Annotated in this window: 15 protein-coding genes and 1 pseudogene; 9 read left to right on the forward strand and 7 right to left on the reverse strand. The window is 41.4% G+C overall.

The window, feature by feature from the left end; translation table 11 throughout:
- The 3 genes from GZN30_RS01360 to GZN30_RS01370 are packed head-to-tail and all read left to right on the forward strand — an operon-like array spanning position 1 to position 5132.
- Positions 1-2421, forward strand: coding sequence for a hypothetical protein (locus tag GZN30_RS01360; RefSeq protein WP_139312265.1), 2421 nt, complete (start codon positions 1-3; stop codon positions 2419-2421).
- 18 nt (positions 2422-2439) lie between these two features.
- A complete protein-coding gene (locus GZN30_RS01365) occupies positions 2440-4614 on the forward strand; it encodes a phage integrase family protein (RefSeq protein WP_161987020.1) in 2175 nt (724 codons plus the stop codon).
- 8 nt (positions 4615-4622) lie between these two features.
- Positions 4623-5132: a hypothetical protein gene (locus tag GZN30_RS01370; RefSeq protein ID WP_075652253.1), complete on the forward strand. Its 510-nt coding sequence runs from the start codon at positions 4623-4625 to the stop codon at positions 5130-5132.
- Between the two features lie 378 nt (positions 5133-5510).
- Here GZN30_RS01370 and GZN30_RS21255 read toward each other — a convergent pair whose 3' ends face one another.
- Entirely contained in the window at positions 5511-5675 is a 165-nt protein-coding gene (locus GZN30_RS21255; protein WP_165388033.1) for a hypothetical protein, read from the reverse strand.
- A gap of 119 nt (positions 5676-5794) precedes the next feature.
- Between GZN30_RS21255 and GZN30_RS01375 the strand changes: the two genes are divergently transcribed.
- From GZN30_RS01375 to GZN30_RS01385, 3 genes are all read left to right on the forward strand, one after another.
- Positions 5795-7342 (forward strand): type I restriction-modification system subunit M, encoded by a 1548-nt coding sequence (locus GZN30_RS01375; protein WP_075652252.1) that lies wholly within the window; start codon positions 5795-5797, stop codon positions 7340-7342.
- On the forward strand, positions 7332-8630 hold the full coding sequence (locus GZN30_RS01380; protein ID WP_075652251.1) for a restriction endonuclease subunit S: 1299 nt from the start codon (positions 7332-7334) through the stop codon (positions 8628-8630). Before GZN30_RS01375 ends, GZN30_RS01380 begins: the two co-directional genes overlap by 11 nt.
- Positions 8631-8708: 78 nt before the next feature.
- Complete coding sequence (locus GZN30_RS01385; protein ID WP_083627221.1) at positions 8709-11795, forward strand: type I restriction endonuclease subunit R; 3087 nt, start codon at positions 8709-8711, stop codon at positions 11793-11795.
- A 135-nt stretch (positions 11796-11930) separates the two neighbouring features.
- On the opposite strand, the gene GZN30_RS01390 is transcribed toward GZN30_RS01385, so the two are convergent.
- The gene (locus GZN30_RS01390; protein WP_075652250.1) at positions 11931-12902 is read right to left on the reverse strand and encodes a Kiwa anti-phage protein KwaB-like domain-containing protein; all 972 of its coding nucleotides are present in this window, start codon (positions 12900-12902) and stop codon (positions 11931-11933) included.
- Positions 12903-13523: a hypothetical protein gene (locus GZN30_RS01395; protein WP_161987021.1), complete on the reverse strand. Its 621-nt coding sequence runs from the start codon at positions 13521-13523 to the stop codon at positions 12903-12905.
- A 298-nt stretch (positions 13524-13821) separates the two neighbouring features.
- On the opposite strand from GZN30_RS01395, the pseudogene radA reads away from it, so the two are divergent.
- Both radA and fusA read left to right on the forward strand, forming a co-directional pair.
- Positions 13822-15162 (forward strand): annotated as a pseudogene (radA, locus tag GZN30_RS01400) (DNA repair protein RadA); the annotation flags it as partial.
- A 202-nt stretch (positions 15163-15364) separates the two neighbouring features.
- Entirely contained in the window at positions 15365-17452 is a 2088-nt protein-coding gene (fusA, locus tag GZN30_RS01405; protein ID WP_075652249.1) for an elongation factor G, read from the forward strand.
- 81 nt (positions 17453-17533) lie between these two features.
- On the opposite strand, the gene GZN30_RS01410 is transcribed toward fusA, so the two are convergent.
- From GZN30_RS01410 to chrA, 3 genes are all read right to left on the reverse strand, one after another.
- Complete coding sequence (locus GZN30_RS01410) at positions 17534-18187, reverse strand: LysR family transcriptional regulator (RefSeq protein ID WP_075652248.1); 654 nt, start codon at positions 18185-18187, stop codon at positions 17534-17536.
- A gap of 370 nt (positions 18188-18557) precedes the next feature.
- Entirely contained in the window at positions 18558-20246 is a 1689-nt protein-coding gene (locus GZN30_RS01415; protein ID WP_075652246.1) for an AMP-binding protein, read from the reverse strand.
- Positions 20247-20545: 299 nt separating this feature from the next.
- Positions 20546-21688 (reverse strand): chromate efflux transporter, encoded by a 1143-nt coding sequence (gene chrA, locus GZN30_RS01420; RefSeq protein WP_075652245.1) that lies wholly within the window; start codon positions 21686-21688, stop codon positions 20546-20548.
- Positions 21689-21804: 116 nt separating this feature from the next.
- Here chrA and GZN30_RS01425 point away from each other — a divergent pair, with 116 nt between their 5' ends.
- A complete protein-coding gene (locus GZN30_RS01425) occupies positions 21805-22728 on the forward strand; it encodes a LysR family transcriptional regulator (protein ID WP_075650440.1) in 924 nt (307 codons plus the stop codon).
- A gap of 68 nt (positions 22729-22796) precedes the next feature.
- Here GZN30_RS01425 and GZN30_RS01430 read toward each other — a convergent pair whose 3' ends face one another.
- Complete coding sequence (locus GZN30_RS01430) at positions 22797-23468, reverse strand: hypothetical protein (protein ID WP_075650438.1); 672 nt, start codon at positions 23466-23468, stop codon at positions 22797-22799.
- Positions 23469-23507: the final 39 nt, after the last annotated feature.

A 23507-nucleotide genomic window follows, 5' to 3' on the forward strand; every position in this document is an offset into this window, starting at 1 on the left:
GTGGCAAAAAGTCCAATATCTGCATTGTTAACACAAGAAAATGTAAATCAACAGTCAGAGAATACTAAACCTGATGATATTTTTATGTCATTAACGTTTCATCTTAAACATGACAAGGTGTCAAAATTTAATCTTAGAGATTTTTGCCATATTGACTGTGAACCAAGTAATGATTTTGCGATACCTAGTCGTTATGACTTTATTCGGAAAATATATAATCACTTTCGTAATTGTGAGTTATCTGAAGCTAGTAAAGATAACCAGGTTAGATGCTTTAAACGATATATTAAGCTTTGTGATCGTAAAAGTTTAAATCCATTTAGTCGAGATGGAATAGAAGGAATATTAGGAATGCAAGGCGAGTTAGCTAGGCAGGAAAAATTAGCTAACGAGCCAATGCCTTTTAAATTTAACTACTCGGATGGAGATGAGCTAGGCATTAAATCATCAAGTGCTAATTCCTATGCAAGTGCAATAAAAGAATCGTTACGTATAGCAGGTTGTTCTGTTTCTCTGATAGAGAAGTATGCTAGGAGACCAAATGTAGACGCTGATGTTAGTAATGTAGAACCTCACACCGATAATGAGTTGAATGTTATTTTGTCAAGAGTTCAACAGTATTTTTTCTCTTTGGCTAAACAGATATCAAATTACTTCGATGAATATAATAAGTTACCTCAGAGATTGGATGATATATCTATAGGTAAATTTGGTTTTGAACGCGGTGAACAAGAAATATTAATTGACTTAGGTAGTCGGGTCGATGATACAAAAAATCATAATAATTTACCGTTTAATCAAATGATGATCTCAGCATATATACTTTTTTGTTATTATACTTCATTTAATGATACTCAAATTAGAGATGTGCGTCACCCATTAACCGTCGTGACTCAGAGAAGAGAAGGTCGTACTGAAAAATATGTAAAAGTGAAAGGGTATAAAGGACGGAAAGGCTCTGATGTTGAGGCATATTTTGTTGGTATTGAAGATGGAACTTTAGACGATACTGAGGCTAAAGGAAATAAATCTGGTTTTATTTTGGCTGATTTTATAAAAAGAGGAAATTACAAACATACAGATGGCTTGGTATTTATTAATACATTCTCTGAATTATCAAGAAAATGTAGTTCAGAGAAATTCGGCAAACTTTTTTATACTGTAGATAGTGATGGTAAGTTAAAAAAATTTGATTTAGATGGTCTTCTAAACGCTTTAACTTTCAGACTTGGTTTACTTGCAGAAGATAGATCTGGTCTTTCTGACTATCTGAAGATGGTGGTTTGCAAATACTTAGATAAAGGAGAATGGGAAAGGATCTCTGTTAAGATGGATGAGACAGGCTTTAGAACTATCTCCCGAAAAACTACAACGGATGTGATGAAATCAACACGAGTGCATTCTCTTGTTTACGCATTTGTTCGGAGTTTAACCGACATACCATTAAAAGGGGCACTAATTCCTCTTAGTTATAGAGCGTGCGAGGAAAGTGGAGATATAGAAGTATGTATTGACTATCTAGATGGTTCAAGACGGAGTTTTTTTACAGCTAAGCGCTATTTGCAAACTTTGAAACGAATAGAAACCCGAGCGGAAACATTTAATCCAACGAAAAGTGGTTTTAGAGGAAGGGAGGTAACGCGTCCTGCATATTTTCTACCTATGGGGGTGAGATCTGAGACATATCAATGGCCTGGTCATGAGATGCCTGTAAAGCGTAAATTTTTATTAGAACTAGGGATTGATCATGGAGCTTACTTACTCAGCACTGGTTCTAGTAGAATCCGAGCGCACAACAGTCACAATTTTTATACTGATGCTGACCTTGGCAGGCAAGCTAGGGATGTAATGCAACATAGTAAGGAAACACAGAGTAAGAGTTATATAAATGGGCATCCCATGCTCAATATGAAGCAGGTAAGTCAAGGGTTGGAAATTATCGGACACCTTGCTGATGGTGATTCTCTAGACAATGCTAAAACAAAGCTAAAAGTAAAACGTAAGATAAATGTTTTAGCTTACGAGGAATGGAAGCTCAGTAAGTACCCATCCAATCCAAATGGTGTAGCTTGTAATGGCAAGATTGAACTTATTGAAGGGAAGAATGAACATTATGCGGCTCAAAAATTTGCCAAAGAAAATGGCATTATTGCTGATGGAGAAGATATTACTTGCTTTCAGTATGATCTATGTATTTTCTGTAAAAATATGCAATTAATCGATGATGCTGAGTCTGTGTATAAATTAGTCAGCTTTATAGATTCTTTGTACGATGCAATTGAAAAAATGCCAGATAGAGTGGAGTCCTTTCAGAATCGGATTGACAGGTATGAAAGCTTATTAGAGCTACTACCTGAAAAAACACTAGAAAAAGCGGATGCTCTATTTGAAGAGAATGGGCGTTATTTTTTGTTCAAATAACAAACATAAAGGCAAGGTATGATCTCAGCAGCTCTTATCGAATCACGTAAGTTTAACATACTTTCATCTTTTTTACCTGATGAAGAAACTTTTATTGATACCTTAGAACGCTTGTTAGCCAGTGGTAATTCAGAATTTTTAAATGAGTTAATAGTATTTCAGGATGACGGCATTTCCATTCACTTTAGAGATGATTGCTGGGCTTTCTCAGATGCAGATTTGAAATTTGATGGTGGTAATACAAACCTAGATTTTTGTATAGATATCGAAAATTATAGTAATGTATTATTATTGAAAGACCCTACATTGGAATTTCAGTTCCAATTAAAAGTGTTTGCAGTTGTTTCTATATACCTATCGCCTAATCAAATTCAATTACAATCAATAAAAAACAGATTGAATGAATTAAAAAGAATCATACCTACTCTAATAGATAATGGTATTTATGATTTTTCAATGGTCACAAATCAAGAGTTAGATAAAATATATGATTCTACTCCATTTGTATTTAATACTCGAACGCGTTTAGAAGGTTTAAATGCGCTTTACGATCTAATTCCTTGGCTTCCTTTTGAATTAAAATTTAGTCGATTGAAATCGGCCTTATACTCTAAAGAATGGAAAGAGCCAGACCAGTTTTCTGTTGTACCTTTGCGAATTTACTTCGACTTAATGAAGTGGGGGAAAGATAGAGTGAAATATTATAAGTCGATTGCTTGGGAGATTGAATTAGCAGTTGAGAAGCTGCTCGCTTGGGAAGAAATAGAGTTAGAAAAAGCGATTAAGGAAATTAGGCATGGTAAAAGAAAGCTTGCTATTAAACCAACTAAACGTTCAATTGAGTTTGTTAATAAATTAAATGAGCAAGGTGTTGATCTTATTGACTATGAAACAAATCCATTATGGATGAGTATCTTTAAGAAAATAGATTATAAAATAACAATTAATCCTGCTAGAAGGGACGCATTTAAAACAATTATTGATGGAAAGCTCTACGGTCTTGTAGAGATTAAAAAATTACTTAGAGATATTGTCGGAACATGTGGTTTTGTATGCTTACAATTATCTGGTATGCGAATTGATGAATTATATGGGGCGCATGTTGAGTTTGGTGCCCAGGTTTTAAAAACGTCAGACAATAAAAGAACGTCACAAAAAGATATGGTTTATATATTGACTACAAGGCAGTCAAAGATAAAGAAAGGTATTCAAACAAAAAAAGATACATTTGTAACAACAGAAGACGGATATGATGCATTTAAGGTTCTCTCTGCTGTCTATAGGAACTTCAATAAACGTTTTTCAGGTAAAGATAAACGTAGGATGTGGGCGGGATTTAGAAGTTGTCAGTCAGTAAAGCCTTGCAATAAATCCACAATTAGTAATTTTATTGTTCAAGCGATAGAAAATCTTTCTAACGTAAGTCTATCTCTCTCTAGTGAAGATCTTGCTTATCTTAATGTATCTGATCCGACAAAAGAACTCGGCTTAGGTGATAAATTCTCAGTTACGCCACATACATTAAGACGATCTTTAGCTTATTACTTAGTTGGTTACGAGCTTTGCTCTTTTCCTGCATTGAAGCAGCAATTTAGTCATTTATCTATTTCAATGACTCGTTGGTATGCCAGAAATAGTAGTAATTTCCCTAAAATTTATAAAGAAGTTGAAAAGGAAAGGGTTGAGCAACTTGCAGATATATATGTGCGAATTTATAGCAAATTAGCCAATGGTGAACGAGTTGCAGGAGGAAAAGGTAAGGAAGCCGCGAAAGAGATCTCACGACAAGGGGTCAGTTATTTCAAAGATGGAGCTAATAAAAATTTGTTGTCTAGAGAGTATTGGGTTGAGCAGTTGAAAAACGATGTTAAACATTTGCATGTTATTGCCCCAAGCATGGTGTGTACGAACAAGCTCTGCTCAATGAGGATCAATATTGATCTCAGTGAGTGCGTGGATTGTGAATTTGATTTCATCGAAGATGTCGCCTTTGCTGAAACATCACGAATTGATGCGATGCGAAATCTACATTTACTGTATGAGAGAAATGAGATTAATCATAGTTCTTTATCTAAGCTCCTGATGACAATAAGAGCGGCGGAGAAGATCATGGACGACTTGAATTTTAAATATGAACCTTATGTTTTAAATGAAAGCTTGTCGAAAATGTTGATTAAAGCTAACAATCATTAGGAGGGGATATGACGGATAAATCAACAGAAATTAAATTGAGAGAAGCATTAGAAAGACTTATCAATAGAACACCAAATACAATAGGATTCAAGCGAAAAGTTCAAGCTAATAAGCCATATCAAATTACTAAGTCTGGAGTTGAGAAAGAGGCTGAGCTTTCTAATAATTGTTTAAGGCACTACCCAGAGATTCTTATAGATATTGCCAAGGCCGAAGCCGAGCGGGTACATGGAAAAAGTCAACTTTCAGAAAATATTTCGGAAAGTGATATTATGTCGTCTCCTATTTATCAACAACTAGAATCGAAACTAAAACGTTCAGAGGAAGCAAAGAAAAAACTGACAATTGATTTGAAAAAGTTGAAAGAGGAGTTAGATCTGAAGGATAAAGCGCTCAATGAAAAGGTGGTAGAACTTGATGAGGTGATTAGTTCAATGTGGGCATTGATTCCAAGAGATGAGCAAAGAAAACTGATGATTCAAAAAACGGAGAATATCTTGGATTTTAAACGTTCATGATTAGCCCTATAAGAAAAGGCTCAGTTGAGCCTTTGGTTCTAATTGGAATTAGGTTGTTTAGGTGTGAATGATATTGTTAACATGCATCTTATTGATCTTGAAGAGTTGTATTCGACAGAATCATAATCTTCAGATGCAATAATTATTTCAAAACATAGCTAAGAATAAATTGAGATTCTGTAGCAGGGTCTCATGGTAACTGTTCACCCAGAGCATCTTGTTTTGTCTCGCGATCTATGCTGTCTAGCGAAATAAACTGAAATTAGTGGCTACAGCCAATATGAATAGCAGTCAGTGCTAAAGATATCATCAATGCATATTTCCTATTCACTGTCTATGCCTCGCGGGTGAACAGTTACGGGTCTCATGATGCAAGATTTAATTGGGCTTTTTAAACAGCTCAGGGAATTCCTCTTCTGCCTTTTGCAAAAACCAATCTTTCATCGTCTTTCCATCGCGGTTAATTTTACTGTAAAGCTGCTTTTTTACTTTAGGATCAATCTCTAACACGATGCGTCCAGATTCGCCTTTCATCTTTTTCATAAGTTACTGTTTTAAATAAATTAACCTTTCCTTATGTTACATAACATAAGTGGACATATCAAGAGCAATATGATAGATTATTAATCATACAAAACCTACTTATTATGAGAACTATACAAATGGTTAAGAATGTTGGCGAAAAAGCCTTTTTCGATACGCTCTGGGATTCAGCAGTAGCACTACGTGGTGCGTTGCAACCATCAGAATACAAGCACCCAGTGCTAGGCTTACTGTTCATTAAATACGTAAGTGATTCATTCACTGAGCTTCAAGTAAACCTAAAAGAATGGGTTGCAGACGAAAACCATGATTACTACGGAATGGACATTAACGATCCAGACCTATACGAAGCTGAAAACGTATTCTGGGTTCCAGAAGAAGCTCGTTGGGATTTCCTTGTAGGATCCGCAAAACAAACCAATATTGCGAAACTGCTAGATGAAGCAGTTAAAGCGATTGAAGACAACAACTCTCAATTGAAAGGCATGTTGTATCGTGGCTTTGGTTTGCTAAAAATTCCATCATCGAAGTTGGGTGAGTTAATTGACTTGCTAGGTAAGTTGACCTTTAACTCGAAAGAACATCGCTCTGCTGACGTATTAGGTCAGGCGTATGAATTCTTTCTTGGTAAGTTCGCTTTGGCAGAGGGTGCCTCGGCTGGCGCTTTCTACACTCCAGAAAGTATTGTCTCGACTATCGTTGAAGTGATTGCACCAACTAAAGGGCAATTGTATGAGCCAGCTATTGGTTCTGGCGGTATGGTTGTGTGTTCTGAAAAGTTCATGGAACGCAACGGTGGTGAGCGCGGCGACATCAGTGTGTACGGCCAAGAATATACCCATACCACCTGGAAGATGGCAGCGATGAACTTGACCATTCGTGGTCTAGATTTTGACTTGGGTAAAGAGAATGCCGATACGCTACTAAATGATCTACATAAAGACCTACGTGCTGATTACATCATGGCTAACCCTCCATTCAACCAAGAGAAATGGGGTGCAGCAAAAGTCGCAGGTGATGTTCGTTGGAAATGGGGACAACCATCAGATAGCAATGCCAACTACGCTTGGATCCAGCATATGCTTTACCACCTAAACGAAACAGGTCGTGCAGGTGTGGTAATGGCAAATGGTGCAATGACATCAACTGCTAACAACGAAGATGCGATCCGTAAAGCAATCATTGAAGATGACCTAGTTGAGTGTATGGTTGCTTTACCACCGAAGCTATTTATCAATACTCAAATTCCATCTTGTATCTTCTTTTTCAACAAGAATAAGAAGCGTAAAGGTGAAACTCTGTTCATCGATGCTCGTCATCTTGGTCGCTTAGAAAGCCGTGCTCAGCTTGTTTTTGATGAAGAGCACATCATGGAAATCGCTAACACCTACCATGCATGGGCTAAGACTGATTTTGCTGAGAAAGATAGCAAATACGTTGATATTGCAGGCTTCTGTAAGTCAGCCAAACTGGAAGATATTGAGAAAGCTGGATTTGTGCTATCCCCAGGTCGTTACGTGGGTGCTGCGGAAGTTGAAGAAGATGAAGCTTCATACCAAGAAGATATGGCTATCCTAACTGGTCAACTATCTGAGCAGATTAATAAATCAGTTTTGCTTGATGATAAAATCAAGGCTTCGCTTGCGGAGGTTGGTTATGACATCTAAGACAACATGTGTCGCCCTTGAAGATGCAGTTGAGGCTTTAATTGATTACAGAGGAAAAACCCCTAAGAAAACGCTTTCGGGAGTTCCTTTGATTACAGCGAAAGTAATAAAAAATGGTGAGATACTAGAGCCAAACGAATTTATAGCTCCCGAAAACTATGACTCGTGGATGGTCAGGGGATTACCAAAAACTGGGGATGTCGTTCTAACTGTTGAAGCACCTCTTGGACAAGTTGCTCAACTTGAAGATAGCTATGTAGCTCTAGCACAAAGAGTTGTAACGCTGAGAGGGAAGAAAGGCGTTTTAGATAATACTTATCTCAAATACTTGTTAATGTCATCCCAAATGCAATCCGCCTTGGACGGTCGTTCCTCTGGTTCTACAGTGAAAGGTATCAAGCAAAGTGAGTTAAGGAAACTTGAGCTAGAGCTACCTGATATTAATGTTCAGGAAAAAATAGCGACTATTTTGGGTTCTCTAGACGGAAAAATCGCAATTAATAAGTCAATGAACCAAACCCTCGAAAAGATAGCTCAGCGCATCTTTAAGTCTTGGTTCATCGACTTCGATCCTGTTAGGGCGAACAAAGAAGGCGTGGCATTCGATGGTTTATCTCCACAGATCCAAGCTTTGTTCCCAAGCGAATTTGAAGAGTCTGAATTGGGGATGATTCCTAAAACTTGGGGAGTTTCATCACTTTCTGAGCGAGTGAACATTAACCCCAAAAGAACTCTTAAAAAAGGGATTGTGACTCATCATATTGATATGAAGGCATTACCTACCAGTTCAATGAGTATCAGTGAAGTTGCCGAGAAAGAGTTTAAATCAGGGACAAAGTTTCAAAACCACGATACTTTACTTGCTCGAATCACGCCATGTTTAGAAAACGGAAAAACAGCATATGTAAACTGCATTCCAGAGAATGAGATAGCATGGGGATCCACTGAGTTTATTGTCATGAACCCAAAACTTAAATTCTTTCGAGAGTATGTATATTTGTTAGCTCGAACGGAAGAATTAAGGGCTTATGCAATTAAGAATATGACAGGGACTAGTGGAAGGCAACGAGTTAGTGGAGCGTTAGTTGGAGAGTATTTAATTGTCAATCCAAGTGATTCTATCGTTGAAGAGTTCCATCGCATTGCGGAGCCGCTTTTCTCTAAAATTGCTGAAAATACAAAAAGCACTGTTGTTCTAGAAAAAATTCGCGACCGCCTCCTACCAAAACTGATCTCAGGTCAGATCACAGTTGGTGAGGCACAAAAGGAACTTGCAGAAGCAATCTAAAACAATCAAAGCCTAGCTCATTGAAAGAGCTGGGCTTTTGAGTTTAATATCATAAAAACAATAACTAAGAATAAAATTATGAAAATAACTGAAGAAATGCTAGAAGACCATTGTATGGTCTGGTTTGGCAGTCTCGGCTACCAAACTCTTCATGGCGGAGACCTGGAGCCAACGGGCAAGGCACCAGAACGCCAATCGCTTTCTGACGTGGTTTTAAAACCACGTCTCAAAAAGTCTTTGATGAAAATCAACCCTCACCTACCTGAAGACTGTATCGATACCGCTATCGACACACTTCTTACTACCGTACCGTCAGTAGCTCATGCAAACCATACGTTTCATCGCCAACTGATTGATGGTATTCAGGTAGAGTACGAAGACAGCGAAGGACATCCTAAAGGCGATAAAGTCTACCTAGTCGATTTTACGAATCAGAATAACGATTGGTTAGCATTGCGCCAGTTCTCCGTTGATGGTGTCACAAATGGTGAGAAAGACAATCGCCGCCCAGATATCGTTGTATTCCTGAATGGTCTTCCAATCTCGGTTCTTGAGCTTAAAAGCCCAGCAGATGAAAAAGCCGATGTATGGAAAGCGTACAATCAAATTCAAACGTACAAGAACGTCCTAAGAGACCTGTTTGTATTTAATGAGTCAGTCATCATCTCTGATGGTACTGAGGCTTACATCGGTTCTCTGACCGCAGATAGAGACCGTTTCACACCTTGGCGTACCATTGATGGCACTCGTGATGATTCTGAAGATACGCTTGCGCTAGAAGTGATGGTGCGAGGTTTCTTTAATCAAGAATTGCTCTTAGATTACTTGCAATACTTTATCTCGTTTGAATGTGATAACGAAAAAGTAATTAAAAAGATTGCAGGCTATCACCAGTTCCACGGTGTTCGTGCTGCGATTGAAAGCACGATCCGAGCAACGAGACACGATGGTGATCAGCGTTGTGGTGTGTTCTGGCATACTCAAGGTTCAGGTAAATCCTTATCAATGGGCTTCTACAGTGCGAAGCTAATGGCTGCGCCAGAAATGCGCAACCCAACGATTGTCGTCGTAACAGACCGTAATGACCTTGATGAGCAGTTGTTTGAAACATTCAGCATCAATGCTGAGTTACTACGTGAAACACCAATTCAAGCAAAAGATCGTCACCACCTAAAAGAGCTGCTAGATAACAGGCAATCAGGTGGTATCTTCTTTACAACAATGCAAAAGTTCTCTCCTGATGAGGGTGAAACTCGCTACCCTGCGCTTACAGAGCGAAATAACATTGTGGTAATGGCAGATGAAGCTCACCGTTCACAATATGGTTTGAAAGCGCGTGTAGACAGTAAAACGGGTGAGATGAAGTATGGTTATGCTCAGCACTTGAGAGATGCGCTTCCAAACGCAGGTTTTATCGGTTTTACAGGGACTCCAGTTGAAATGGAAGACCGTGATACCCGTGTTGTATTCGGTCAGGATGTATCGGTTTACGACATTGAACAAGCGCAACGTGATGGCGCAACGAAAAAACTGTATTACGAAAGCCGATTAATCAAACTTAACATGAACAAAAACGTCAAGGATGAAGACATTGATCAAACCGTTGAGGACTTGGTGGCGGAGTATGACGAAGATGACCAGTCTAAGACTAAATCTAAAAACGCAGCACTGGAAGCATTGGTGTGCGCCGAAGACCGCATTGATCGTTTAGCACGAGATTTACTATCACACTTCGGTAAACGTGAAGAAGTAACGCTAACCAAGGCGATGGCGGTGTGTATTAGCCGTGAAGCCTGTGTTCAGTTATACGATAAACTGCGCGAATTAAAACCTGAATGGCATGATGACGATCCCGAAAAAGGATGCATGAAAGTTATCATGACAGGTACATCATCGGATCCTGAAAAGTATCAAAAACACATCCATAAGAAGCCGATTCAACGAAAAATTGCGAAGCGCGTTAAAAACCCAGATAACGAGCTTAAGCTAATTATCGTATGTGATATGTGGTTAACGGGTTTTGACGCTCCATGCCTAAATACGATTTACATCGATAAGCCGCTTAAAGGTCACAACTTGATGCAGGCGATTGCTCGTGTAAACCGCGTATTCCGCGACAAAGAAGGTGGTTTGATTGTTGACTACCTTGGTATTGCTCCAGAGTTAAGAAACGCAATCCGCAACTACACGGCAAGCGGTAAGGGCGAGCCGACAATTGACTTAGCAAAAGCCCTTGAAGTGACGATGACTAAGTTAGACGTATGCCGTGGTATTATGCATGGCTTTGATTACAGCGATTACAAGACTAATACACTTGGTTTGCTCGCAAAAGCAATGAACCATATTCTGAGCCTAGAAGATGGCAAGAAGCGCTTTGATAAAGCGGCGTTATCTTTGTCGAAAGCATTCAGCTTATGTAGCTGTATGGATGAAGCGAAAGACATCAAAGAAGAAATTGCATTCTTTGAAACATTGCGAGCGGCGATCAAAAAGACAACGACATCGAAGCAACGCATGTCTGACGAGAATGTACAAACAGCTCTACGCCAGGTGGTTTCAGAATCGATTGTTTCTGGTGACATTGTTGATGTTTTCCAATCCGCAGGCTTGAATAAGCCTGAAATCAGTATTCTTGATGATGATTTCCTTGCAGAAGTTGAAAAGACTGAACACAAGAATCTTGCGGTGGAGATGCTCAAAAAGTTAATTCAGGATGAGATAAAAACTCGTACCGTGAAGAACGCTGTGGCATACAAAACATTCTCTGAAATGCTTCGAAACTCTTTGGATAAGTATCGCAACCGCTCGGTTGAAACGAGTGTTGTAATCGAAGAGTTAATCAAGCTGGCTAAAGAACTGCGAGATTCGGCTGACCGTGGTGATGAACTTGATCTAACAAAAGAAGAGTTAGCTTTCTTTGATGCCTTACTTGCAAATGAATCTGCTAAAGATGCAATGAAGCAAGAAGACATCTTATTTATTGCACGAGAGTTGGCAGCAGAGATTCGTAAAAGCGCTCAACCTGACTGGGCTAAACGTAAGAACCTACGTTCTCGTATGAGAATTAAGATCAAGCAGATTCTTAAGAGAACGGGCTACCCGCCTGATTGCCAAGAAGATGCAGTTGAGCTTGTTTTGCAGCAAGCGGAACTGGTTAACCCGTAAGAACAAAGGCGCATTCATTTTGGATGCGCCTTTTTACTGCCTGCCATTAGGCTAGCAACCATTCAATCATCATAAAAACAGCTCTTAACTAGGCTAATGCCAGTTTTATGATTAAAACTCCACCGTTGTATACAACTAATTGGTGTTGTTCGTTATTTCTACGATCTCAACTCTATCGGCATCAACCATTTGCTTTTTGATTAGAGAAATAAAGCGTTTATCGTTGATTAACTTCAAGAACAGGTCAATATTATTCTCATCAACAATAAATTTTCCGTTATCATCTACGCCGATTTGCCACTGATGTTCCGTTATGATTGATTTCATATCCTCAATGAACTGTTGGTCTTCAAAGTAACGGGTTTCTTCCGCTGAAACTAAGCGTCGGAGTAGCGTCTTGTTAGTACCAATAGCTATTTTTAAATCATCCACAGATGTGATGATTCCATGTGCAGCAAGAGCATCAACTAACACATCTCGTTTGGCTTCAAGACCTTCACGAATATTTAAGCCAAGCTCATAGTTAGCTTTGTCTCGGATAAAGACATCATCATTATATGCAACGAAATCGAAGTAATCTCTAAACGCAAATGTATTTTTCACTTCTACTTTTTTGAAATCGCCATCAGAAAAGATCCAGTTAGAAACACTAGATACCCGTTTTAGATTCCAGCCACCTTTGACCTTGGAGAAGGCATAAAACCTGTGGTTGTTCAGACTAAATTCAACAACTAGTGCCCAAGCATTATGGAATTCTTGAATATCAGTTACTGGAGGGTTGTCTGCTCCAAGCCGAATTTTTTCTACGATTGTAGAAAAATCAGTTGCTTCGATATCATGAACTAGTGCTCTATCTTCATCGATATCGACTGTAAGAGCAGAATAGGCAGATAGTTCTCGTATCGGTTCAACTTGGTTTTCAAGCCCGAAAAAGAATTTACGTAATGTCGCAATTAAGTCTGTATCTAAGCCTTCGATGGAGGCACTCAATGCTCGGTATGAGTTTTGAGCAGAATTTGTGCTTTTCTTAACAACCCACAGCCGCACGTTAAGATCGTTAAACTGAATATCTTGGATTCGATTTAGAACCTGCAATTTTTCTTGCATTTAAGTACCTTTATTGGAGATGATTCCCATATAATTATTGAGCTTTACATAGCTTTCATTATTGCCAGCCAAAAGATCATGTTGAGACAGTAAAACACACTCTTTATCATTACCTTCTTCATTGTATTTACAGTCATACAGCCCATAACCAAGTGCAGCTAGAATAGGATTTATGAATACACTTTGGCTTCGAACTGATAGCAAGCATAAAACGGAGAGGAACAAAAATAACGATAGTATGTCTTGCCACTTGCTTAAATCAAAAGCAACAAACGAAATCATGTATGGAATCGTATAGTTGACTACTTCACTTGAACGGCTTTTGGCAGCTACTATGTGGATAGGAAATGGTTTTTTCGTAACATTTTTAATGACATAGCTTAAAAGAGCTAAGCTTAAGAGCGAGAAAAGAAGAAGTGATACAACTATTTCTACATTTTTAAATTCAAACCAGTAGGGAATAGAGATCTTACTGAAAGATAAGATTGAACTATCAAGGTTATGCTCATACCAAGTGATTGCCTTCACATCTTTGATTACCATAATCAAAAATAAAGGTGTGTACCCGCTGATAAAAATGGCAATTGACGACAATAGCCTAGTTTTGCTTTTTCGATTCATAGCACCCTCAATTCGATTGAACTATCTTATGTATGCTCAAATATCTATGCAACTCATTTAGTTTAGGAGTGTGCTTTAGCGCGTTAACATCGCAATAGCAAAAATATTCAGTGGAGTGATGATGTTCAAGCTGTCTAAATTTTTTAGATAATGGTTAGACGTAATGTTATAATCACCAAAAAGTTAGACAAAACCTTAGGTTCTTGTCGTTTTGTTAGCCGAGTGCTGTAACCTACTACGAAATAATGGAAATCTTGATTTTGTCTAAGTTTTCGTCTAATTTCATTTCCAAGGTTATGGCGCAGATTTTCCGCGCTGGCAAGGGCAATGTAGTGCTTGTGGAGCATGGAATACGATCAGTGAAGTGCGTCTAGCGGCGTCTCCTGCAGCGGCTCGCAATGAACGTTTAACCGGTTATGCGGGTACTGGCTCCGAAAGCTTAGTTCAGACTTTGTCAGAAATCGACCTGCAAGAAGTGCCTCGATTTACTAGTGGATTCAAAGAGCTTGATCGAGTGCTTGGTGGCGGTATTGTGCCGGGAGCAGCGATTTTGATCGGTGGTAGCCCTGGAGCTGGTAAATCGACGTTGCTACTGCAAACCATGTGTTACTTATCTGCCCAAATGCCGACTTTGTATGTCACGGGTGAAGAATCGCTTCAGCAAGTTGCCATGCGCGCTTCACGCCTAGGGTTGCCGAAAGATCATTTAAAAATGCTTTCTGAAACCAACGTTGACCGCATTTGCCAAATTGCTGAAAAAGAGCAGCCAAAGATCATGGTGATTGACTCGATTCAGGTAATGCATGTTTCCGATGTGCAATCTTCTCCGGGTAGCGTGGCGCAAGTGCGTGAGTCGGCAACGGCACTGACACGCTATGCCAAACAAAACAATGTTGCGGTGTTTATCGTTGGTCACGTAACTAAAGATGGTACCTTGGCTGGTCCAAAAGTACTTGAGCACATTATTGACTGTTCTGTGTTGCTTGATGGCGGTACAGACAGCCGTTTCAGAACTCTGCGTAGCCATAAAAACCGTTTCGGTGCAGTTAATGAGCTGGGCGTATTTGCCATGACTGGACAAGGCTTGCGTGAAGTGAGTAATCCGTCAGCGATTTTCCTCTCGCGCGGTGATGAAGAAACCTCAGGCAGTTCGGTGATGGTCGTATGGGAAGGCACACGACCACTACTAGTCGAGATTCAAGCGCTGGTGGATTATTCGCAACTAGCGAATCCACGTCGAGTTGCTGTGGGTCTTGAGCAAAACCGCTTGTCTCTATTATTAGCGGTACTGCACAAGCATGGTGGTCTGCAGATGGCAGACCAAGACGTATTTGTCAACGTGGTTGGCGGGGTCAAGGTGACAGAGACCAGTGCTGACCTTGCATTAGTGATGGCGCTGCTTTCTAGCTTTAGAGATCGTCCATTGCCTAAAGACGTGGTGGTGTTTGGGGAAGTGGGCTTGGCTGGTGAGATTCGCCCGGTACCGAGCGGACAAGAGCGTCTTAATGAAGCATTTAAGCACGGCTTTAAGAGAGCAATAGTGCCGGCGGCCAATATGCCCAAAGGTGGTATTGAGGGAATGCAAATTCACGGCGTGAAAAAGCTATCAGAGGCAATTGAAGCGTTTGATGAGCTGTAAGTTGCTGCCAACTTAGACACTCACAATAATTGAAAGGCGAAAAACTGGGATTTTTAACCGCAAAATACTACACTTGGCTATTATTTTGGGGTAGATTCGCCCGCTAAATATTTTTTATACATAGCCGCACGCAAGGGTATCAGTCTTGACAGAATGTGATATACTCTGCGCGCACTTTATACCTTATTAACAGAGTAAGACAATGACTGATTTATCAAAATACAGAAACATTGGTATTTTTGCTCACGTAGACGCGGGTAAAACTACCTCTACAGAGCGTATCCTTAAGCTAACTGGTAAAATCCACAAGATCGGTGATACACACGACGGTTCAACTACTACTGACTTCATGGAGCAGGAAGCTGAACGTGGTATCACAATCCAGTCTGCAGCTACTACTTGTTTCTGGAACGATCACCGCCTAAACATCATCGATACTCCTGGACACGTTGACTTCACAATCGAAGTTTACCGTTCTCTAAAAGTACTTGACGGTGGTATCGGTGTATTCTGTGGTTCAGGTGGTGTTGAGCCTCAGTCTGAAACTAACTGGCGTTACGCGGACGAGTCTCACGTATCTCGTCTAATCTTCGTTAACAAACTAGACCGTATGGGTGCTGACTTCTTCAAAGTTGTTGACCAAGTACAAAACGTTCTAGGTGCTACTCCACTAGTTATGACTCTACCAATCGGTATCGAAGATGACTTCTGTGGTGTTGTTGACGTACTAAGCCAAAAAGCTTACATCTGGGATGACTCTGGTCTTCCAGAAAACTACTCAGTAGAAGATATCCCTGCTGATCTAGTAGACCAAGCAGCTGAATACCGTGAAATGCTAATCGAAACTGCTGTTGAGCAAGACGATGAGCTAATGATGGCTTACATGGAAGGTGAAGAGCCTTCTCTAGAAGACATCAAGCGTTGTATCCGTAAAGGTACACGTGACCTAGCATTCTTCCCAACTTACTGTGGTTCAGCGTACAAGAACAAAGGTATCCAACTTATTCTTGACGCAGTAGTTGACTACCTACCTTCTCCAACAGAAGTAGATCCTCAACCACTAACTAACCCAGACACTGGTGAAGCAACTGGCGAATTCGCAACTGTATCTGCAGATGAGCCACTAAAAGCGCTTGCGTTCAAGATCATGGACGACCGCTTTGGTGCACTAACGTTCATCCGTATCTACGCTGGTAAGATGAAGAAGGGTGACACTATCCTTAACTCAGCTACTGGTAAAACTGAGCGTATCGGCCGTATGGTTGAGATGCACGCGAACGACCGTAACGAGATCGATTCAGCACAAGCTGGTGACATCATCGCAGTTGTTGGTATGAAGAACGTGAAGACTGGTCACACTCTATGTGATCCTAAGCACGAAGTTACTCTTGAGCCAATGATCTTCCCAGAACCAGTAATCTCTATCGCTGTTAAGCCTAAAGATAAGAACGGTTCTGAGAAAATGGGTATCGCGATCGGTAAAATGGTTGCAGAAGATCCATCATTCCAAGTTGAAACTGACGAAGATTCAGGCGAAACCATCCTTAAAGGTATGGGCGAACTTCACCTAGACATCAAAGTTGATATCCTGAAGCGTACTTACGGCGTTGAGCTAGAAGTAGGTGCTCCACAGGTTGCTTACCGTGAAACTATCACTCAAGCAATTGAAGATAGCTACACGCATAAGAAACAGTCTGGTGGTTCAGGTCAGTTCGGTAAGATCGACTACCGCATCCGCCCAGGGGAGCAAGGTTCAGGCTTCACGTTCAAGTCAACAGTTGTTGGTGGTAACGTACCTAAAGAATTCTGGCCTGCAGTTGAGAAAGGTTTTGCTAGCATGATGGACCACGGTGTTCTAGCTGGCTTCCCAACTCTAGACGTAGAAGTTGAACTATTCGACGGTGGTTTCCACGCAGTTGACTCTTCAGCTATCGCTTACGAAATCGCTGCTAAAGGCGCATTCCGTCAGTCTATGCCTAAAGCTGGCGCGCAACTTCTTGAGCCAATCATGAAAGTTGACGTGTTCACTCCAGAAGACCACGTTGGTGACGTAATCGGTGACCTTAACCGTCGTCGCGGTATGATCAAAGATCAACAAGCTGGTACTACTGGCGTACGTATCAAGGGTGATGTACCTCTATCAGAAATGTTTGGTTACATCGGTACTCTACGTACTATGACTTCTGGCCGTGGTCAGTTCTCTATGGAATTCTCTCACTACAACCCATGTCCAAACAACGTGGCGGAGCAAGTGATTGCAGAAGTTAAAGAGCGTAACGCTAAGAAGTAATTCTTAAGTTAATAGCTTGAATAGAAAGCCTCGCGGATGCGAGGCTTTTTTTATGCGGGTAGAAACTGCAAATGGAGGCGATTAAGCCATCACTCCGTGTTGATTGATTTCATTTTTAAGCCAAGTGGTGAAGGCGTTGATGCGTTCACGGCGAGCTGATTCATCTAGGGTGAAAAGGTGGAATTGAATACCTGGCGAAAGAGGCAGATCAAAAGGCTTCACAAGTAGCCCGCGCTCGATAAAATCGGCGGTGATAGAGTCACTAGCCAAACACGCACCGTGCCCTGCGATGACCGCGCTCATTGCCACATCGACTTCACCGTGTTGGATATCCAGCGCCTCGCAAGTTGTGATAATGCGGATTGGAATTCCGGGATACATCAGTGAGAACTTCCACAATCTTGGCAGTAACCAACGAGAAGCAAATGAAGGCGGCACACTGACTTTAAGCAAACCTTCCAGAGGTTCATTTTGAATCTTATTCAGACCTGATAGAACTTGTTCAAAACCTTTCGATACATGGCAAAGTAGTGTCTCACCCTTAGCGGTCAGTGCCATATGACGACCTTTACGCACAAACAACTTACAGGCTAAATCCTCTTCAAGGCGACGGATTGTTTGACTCACAGCGGCTTGGCTTACACACAGCTCATCAGCGGCTTTGCTGTAGCTTTGATAACGCGCGGCGACTTCAAAGTAACGCAGTGCGGCAAGGTAACGTAATCGCTTATCCATAACTCTCACTTATACCTTTTGTAAGAAATGGTGGTTGGTTAAAACTCGACTGGGTTTCCATAATACCCAGTAAGGAAGGGAGAAAAAGAGAGAACAGGATGTTACTTGCGTTGCATGTGGATTTTAAGATCGAGCTTAAACTGTCGAAAATAGGCAAGAAAATTCACTTTAAATGGGGATTTGGTACCAATAGAACTGAACTACCAAGTATGCTCACACCTCATTTGCAAAAGGATTTGGGACTTATTGAAAATCAGCCAGAAAGGCCAAATTATCTTAGATATTGGTAGCTTTATTATAACTGTAAGTGATGGTTTGATTGCACTAATAAAAAAGGGCGCAGAGCGCCCTTTGGGTTCGACATAAATATTTATTCTTCCCAAACTACCAACTTGCCTTTTGGCCAGTTGGCACCAACATCGTGGTACTGTTTTTCCAACACATGACGTTTGATTTTGAGGGTTGGAGTTAGAATACCGTTTTCGATGCTCCATGGGTCTTTGATCATCAGCACGCCTTTGATCTGCTCATGGGATTCGAGATCTTGATTCATGCGTTTGATAACCCGCTCTGTGGTACGCTCATAACGCTCGCGATCGAAGTTGGGGAAATCATGTGGTACCACTAAAAGTACCGGTGCTGGCAGACCAGAGCCAATCAAACACATCATTTCTACGCGACTGTATTCAAACAGTTTTTTCTCAATCGGTACCGGAGCAACGAACTTACCTTTAGCGGTTTTAAAGGTGTCCTTTTTGCGTCCTTGAATGGTGAGATAGCCTTCAGAATCGAGGAAGCCGATATCGCCGGTGTGTAACCAACCTTGGTCATCGAAGGTTTCTTGGGTCGCCTCATCATTTTTGTAGTAGCCTGAGAACAAACCTTTACCGCGTACCATGATCTCTTCATCATCAGCAATTTTTAGCTCGATACCTGGTCCGGCATTACCCACGGTACCGATTTTATCGGCACGGAATGGGTAATTCAGAGTGCTGTAAGCAAATGACTCGGTCATGCCCCAAGCCTCAGTGATGTTGAGACCGACACTGTGGTACCACTCGAGCAAAGCTGGTGAGACAGGCGCTGAGCCACAGCCCAGTACGCGAGCTTGATCAAGCCCCAGACCATCGGCGAGCTTTTTCTTAATTAATGAGTTCACAAATGGGATCTTAAGTAAGAAATTGAGCTTTTTCTGCGGTAGCTTATCTTGGATACGTTGTTGGAACAGCGTCCATAAGCGTGGAACTGAGATAAATAGTGTTGGGCGTTGCATTTTCACATCTTCGATAAAGGTATCGAGGGACTCAGGAAATGCAGTCTGTACGCCACCCATAATTGATGAGCCAAAGATATAGACGCGCTCTGTAATGTGGGCGAGCGGAAGATAGGAGAACAGGCGATCTTGCTCTTCAATACCGATATGATTGATTAATTGCTGTGCTGACCATGAAAATGCACCATAGGTGAGCATTGCCCCTTTCGGCAAGCCTGATGTGCCAGAAGTGTAAACAATCGACATTAACTTATCGTCGTAATGAATTGGGCGCTCTTCACTTGGCTTGGCGTCTTTAATCAGTGCTTCAAACTGATACTGACAATTACTTGGTGCGCTGTCATAAGCAAGGCTGATGGTGATGAGATCATCCAGTTTTTCGATGATTTGTTCGGTCGCGGCTGCATCATCCAACTTACCACCAATGAGAACTTTACTGCCACTGTGAGTAACACAGTGCTCAATAGTTTCGGCACCGGCAGTAGGGAACACCGGAACACTGACGTAGTCACCCAGCATCATGGCAATATCACAAATAAACCATTCGGCGCAGTTTTTCGAGATCAGTGCTATTTTGTCACCGGGCTGAATGCCTAAGTTACGTAGTGCCGTGACTAAGCGTAGTGCTTTATCAGCAACTTCAGCGTAGGTGTATTCGACAAACTGGCGATTAATGATTTGCTTGAGATAGATTTCATTAGGGCGTTCCGCTGCCCATTTTAAAATCATCTCATTCGGTGGTGGTAAGGTGCATCCTTTTATTTTCAACTCGTGCGGCTGATTCATTGGTTAACTCCCTGTTATTTATGATGCTCCCTCTGGATTTGATACTCACCACACAGTAGAGAGCAAACCGCGCGTGCAACGTTACCAACTCAGAAGGAAATGTTTTTTGTTAACACAATGTTAACCTTAGCATGTTGAAGTGTGTATTGGGAAGCATAAGGCGATCAAGATCTCTTTAAACTGATTGAGTGATCACGAGTCAGTGATTGGCGGGGGGCAGCTGAATTGAGTTTAGTCGATTGGTTCGACTTACAGTAAACAACAGCCGTACTTAGCACGGCTGTTGTTATTAGAGGTAATCAAATCATTCCCATGCCAAGACCCGCAAGGATAAAGGTAATCACCATCCAGATAATTGGTAGTTTTAGCTGTTTCATTAAATAGAAGCCCACTAGCACTAACGCGAGATCAATAGGATTGAATACCGCACTAGTAAATACAGGTTGGTACAAAGCGGATACTAGTAACCCCACCACAGCAGCATTCACTCCGCTTACTGCGCCAGCCACTTGTGGTTTTTGTGCCAGTGACTGCCAGTTTTTTAGTACGCCAAGTAGTAACAAGAAACCAGGTAAGAACACTGCAATCGTGGCAACTAAAGCGCCAGTAATTGGTGCGTTTGGCTGCAGCTCGTAGCCAATGTATGTTGCAAAGGTAAACATGGGACCTGGTACGGCTTGTGCCGCAGCATAACCAGTTAAGAAAGCATCTTGGCTGAGCTGATCACCAACGATGTTTTGTAGTAGTGGCAGTACTACATGACCGCCGCCAAACACTAAGCTGCCCGCTTGGAAGAAGTCGTTAAACAGACCAAGGGTTGGTGCTAAATGGGCGATAAATGGCAGACCCAACAGGATTACAGCAAATAGCGCCAATGGCAGGATACTCGGTGTAAACGGTTTTGGTTCAGCAGGGGCATCACCTTTGAGATATTTCGCGCCAATCAGTGCCGCAATCACGAGCAAGATCATTTGGGTGGCAATGCTTGGCATCGTCAGCAATGCGATAGCAGTAACCAAACATAAGCTTACTGAAAGGGTGTTTTTGCAGAAATTTTTGTACATTCCCCATGTTGCGTCAGCGACCACTACCACAGCTAGCAATTTCAAACCATGGACGATACTTTGAAATGCTGTGGTCTCAGTGAGTTGGCTAGATACTACCGCGAGCAATACCATGATGAGCACGGAAGGGAGAGTAAAACCGATGAATGCCGCGCAAGCTCCAGCTGGTCCGCCTTGCTTATAACCAAGCGCAAAGCCAACTTGGCTTGACCCTGGACCAGGCAAGAATTGGCTCAGTGCCACGATTTGTGCGTATTCGCTGTCGTCTAACCATTTGAGTTTTTCAACAAAGGTTTGGCGAAAGTAACCAATGTGAGCCGCTGGTCCGCCAAAGCTTATCCAACCAAGCCAGAAAAAGGTTTTAAAGATTGTGAGCATGTGAGCATTTCCTTCTAAATTCATTACTGCTCGTTACTGCATCTAGAATAAAAAAAATAGTATGATGACTCAAATTGATAGTTTTAATTTCATCTATGAATCAAATGGGATGAGAAATGCCAAGCGCAGAAGATTTACAATGGCGAAATATTGATTTGAATTTGTTGGTGACATTTTCTTATCTCTACCGCTACCGCAGTGTCAGTACCGCCGCAGACAAAAGCTTTGTTAGCCAATCGGCAATGAGCCACAGTTTAGCTCGCTTGCGCCAGTTGTTTGATGACCCGTTATTTGTGCGCAAGGGGCATAAAATGGAACCGACCGAGCATGCACATCACATAGCACCTATTGTTACTCAATTGCTCGACTCAATTACTCACAACCTACTGACGAAAGAACATTTTTCGCCGCAGAAATATTCAGGTGTGTGCCGAATTGGTTTGACTGATTACGCTGAGTTTATTTTTGCGCCTGTGATTTATGACCAAATTCGCCAGCAAGCGCCAAGTGCACAAATCAGCTTTATTAATGTTAATCGCAGTAACTATGTCACCTTAACAGAGCAAGAGAAGCTGGATGTGGTGATCGGCAGTATGCCGATTCTAGATGATGAGTTTGAAAGTCAGTTTCTCTATACCGAAAAGCATGTCTGTTTGGCTGATAGTCATACTCTGGGGCTAGCGGGGGAGTTAAGCTTAGAGACCTTTGCGGGCATTGAGCAGGCGCTGGTTAGCCCGGATGGTAGTCTTGCAACACAGGTGGATAAGAAGTTAGCTGAGCATGGTTTGACGCGCAGAGTGACGGTGGCTTCTCGCAACTTTCTCACCGTGCGAAGTTTGCTCAAACAGCGCCGCTTAATTGCGATTGTGCCGGAAAGAATGGCGAAAGCAGAGGGTTTTGATGACAGCCTAACGACCTTTATCCCACCAGTGCCGGTTGCAGACTTTGATATTGCGATGTTGTGGCATTCTAGCCGAGCGGGAGAGGAAAAGAATATTTGGTTGAGGGCGTTAGTTCAAGACGTCATTGTTGCGAGTTAGTGGTGGAAAAATCCGCGCTATCCTTATCATCCAAAATGGCAAGTTTGATAGCGCGAATAGTTTTGAGCTTAGTGAGCTTTTTGCTTGCGGAAGCCGCGCATAATCTTGAATGATGAGAAGGCGATAATGCAGTAGGCTAACAGCTCTGTACCTTCTTCAGCGATGTTTTTCACGTCACGAATGTAGTGCTCTTGCATGACACCTTTCCAGAAATCACCCATACCAAACAGACGTGAGTATACCAGCAGCAAAACCACGCCAAGAATCAACATGTTCATATAGTTGCTACTTAAAATCACAGCCATTTGATCAAGCGTTTGTTTACCGTTTTTAAATGCATAAAAAAGAGCAGAAAAAGTAACGAACAGCGCTGGGTAAACCCAAGAACCGTGGGCAATATGATCAAGGAAACCGTCATTTTCACGGATTAACATAACCAAGAAAAATGAGCCGATAAGCACAGCAGCATGCTTTAGTTGAGGCTTGGTTTTCGCTAAGTAGTAGAATGAGCTAGCAGAAATTATGAGCATAATTTGCTCCATAAATTCTGTTACTGACTCCTCGCCTAAGGTATTTCCAAGGACAACATAATCAATGCGCAATGCAAGATTTACCAGTGCACAGAACGCGACAGCAATTAGAAAGTTTAAGCCAGACTTTAAGATTGCGTGTGATGTTGAAGGAGTAAGTGAATAATCGTTTTCGATTTTTTTTTCGTTAGAATATGTGGTTGTTTTCATAGCAGCAGCACCCAATAAAATGGAGACCCACAATGATCG

It is taken from the genome of Vibrio ponticus (genome assembly GCF_009938225.1).
Taxonomy (GTDB): Bacteria; Pseudomonadota; Gammaproteobacteria; order Enterobacterales; family Vibrionaceae; genus Vibrio; species Vibrio ponticus.

Coding starts and splice junctions, on each gene's coding strand:
- chrA (WP_075652245.1), bottom strand. CDS start 21,688: ATGCTCACAATCTTTAAAACCTTTTTCTGGCTTGGTTGGATAAGCTTT.
- fusA (WP_075652249.1), top strand. CDS start 15,365: ATGACTGATTTATCAAAATACAGAAACATTGGTATTTTTGCTCACGTA.
- GZN30_RS01380 (WP_075652251.1), top strand. CDS start 7,332: ATGACATCTAAGACAACATGTGTCGCCCTTGAAGATGCAGTTGAGGCT.
- GZN30_RS01395 (WP_161987021.1), bottom strand. CDS start 13,523: ATGAATCGAAAAAGCAAAACTAGGCTATTGTCGTCAATTGCCATTTTT.
- GZN30_RS01370 (WP_075652253.1), top strand. CDS start 4,623: ATGACGGATAAATCAACAGAAATTAAATTGAGAGAAGCATTAGAAAGA.
- GZN30_RS01415 (WP_075652246.1), bottom strand. CDS start 20,246: ATGAATCAGCCGCACGAGTTGAAAATAAAAGGATGCACCTTACCACCA.
- GZN30_RS01410 (WP_075652248.1), bottom strand. CDS start 18,187: ATGGATAAGCGATTACGTTACCTTGCCGCACTGCGTTACTTTGAAGTC.
- GZN30_RS01390 (WP_075652250.1), bottom strand. CDS start 12,902: ATGCAAGAAAAATTGCAGGTTCTAAATCGAATCCAAGATATTCAGTTT.
- GZN30_RS01385 (WP_083627221.1), top strand. CDS start 8,709: ATGAAAATAACTGAAGAAATGCTAGAAGACCATTGTATGGTCTGGTTT.
- GZN30_RS01425 (WP_075650440.1), top strand. CDS start 21,805: ATGCCAAGCGCAGAAGATTTACAATGGCGAAATATTGATTTGAATTTG.
- GZN30_RS01365 (WP_161987020.1), top strand. CDS start 2,440: ATGATCTCAGCAGCTCTTATCGAATCACGTAAGTTTAACATACTTTCA.
- GZN30_RS01430 (WP_075650438.1), bottom strand. CDS start 23,468: ATGAAAACAACCACATATTCTAACGAAAAAAAAATCGAAAACGATTAT.
- GZN30_RS01375 (WP_075652252.1), top strand. CDS start 5,795: ATGGTTAAGAATGTTGGCGAAAAAGCCTTTTTCGATACGCTCTGGGAT.
- GZN30_RS21255 (WP_165388033.1), bottom strand. CDS start 5,675: ATGAAAAAGATGAAAGGCGAATCTGGACGCATCGTGTTAGAGATTGAT.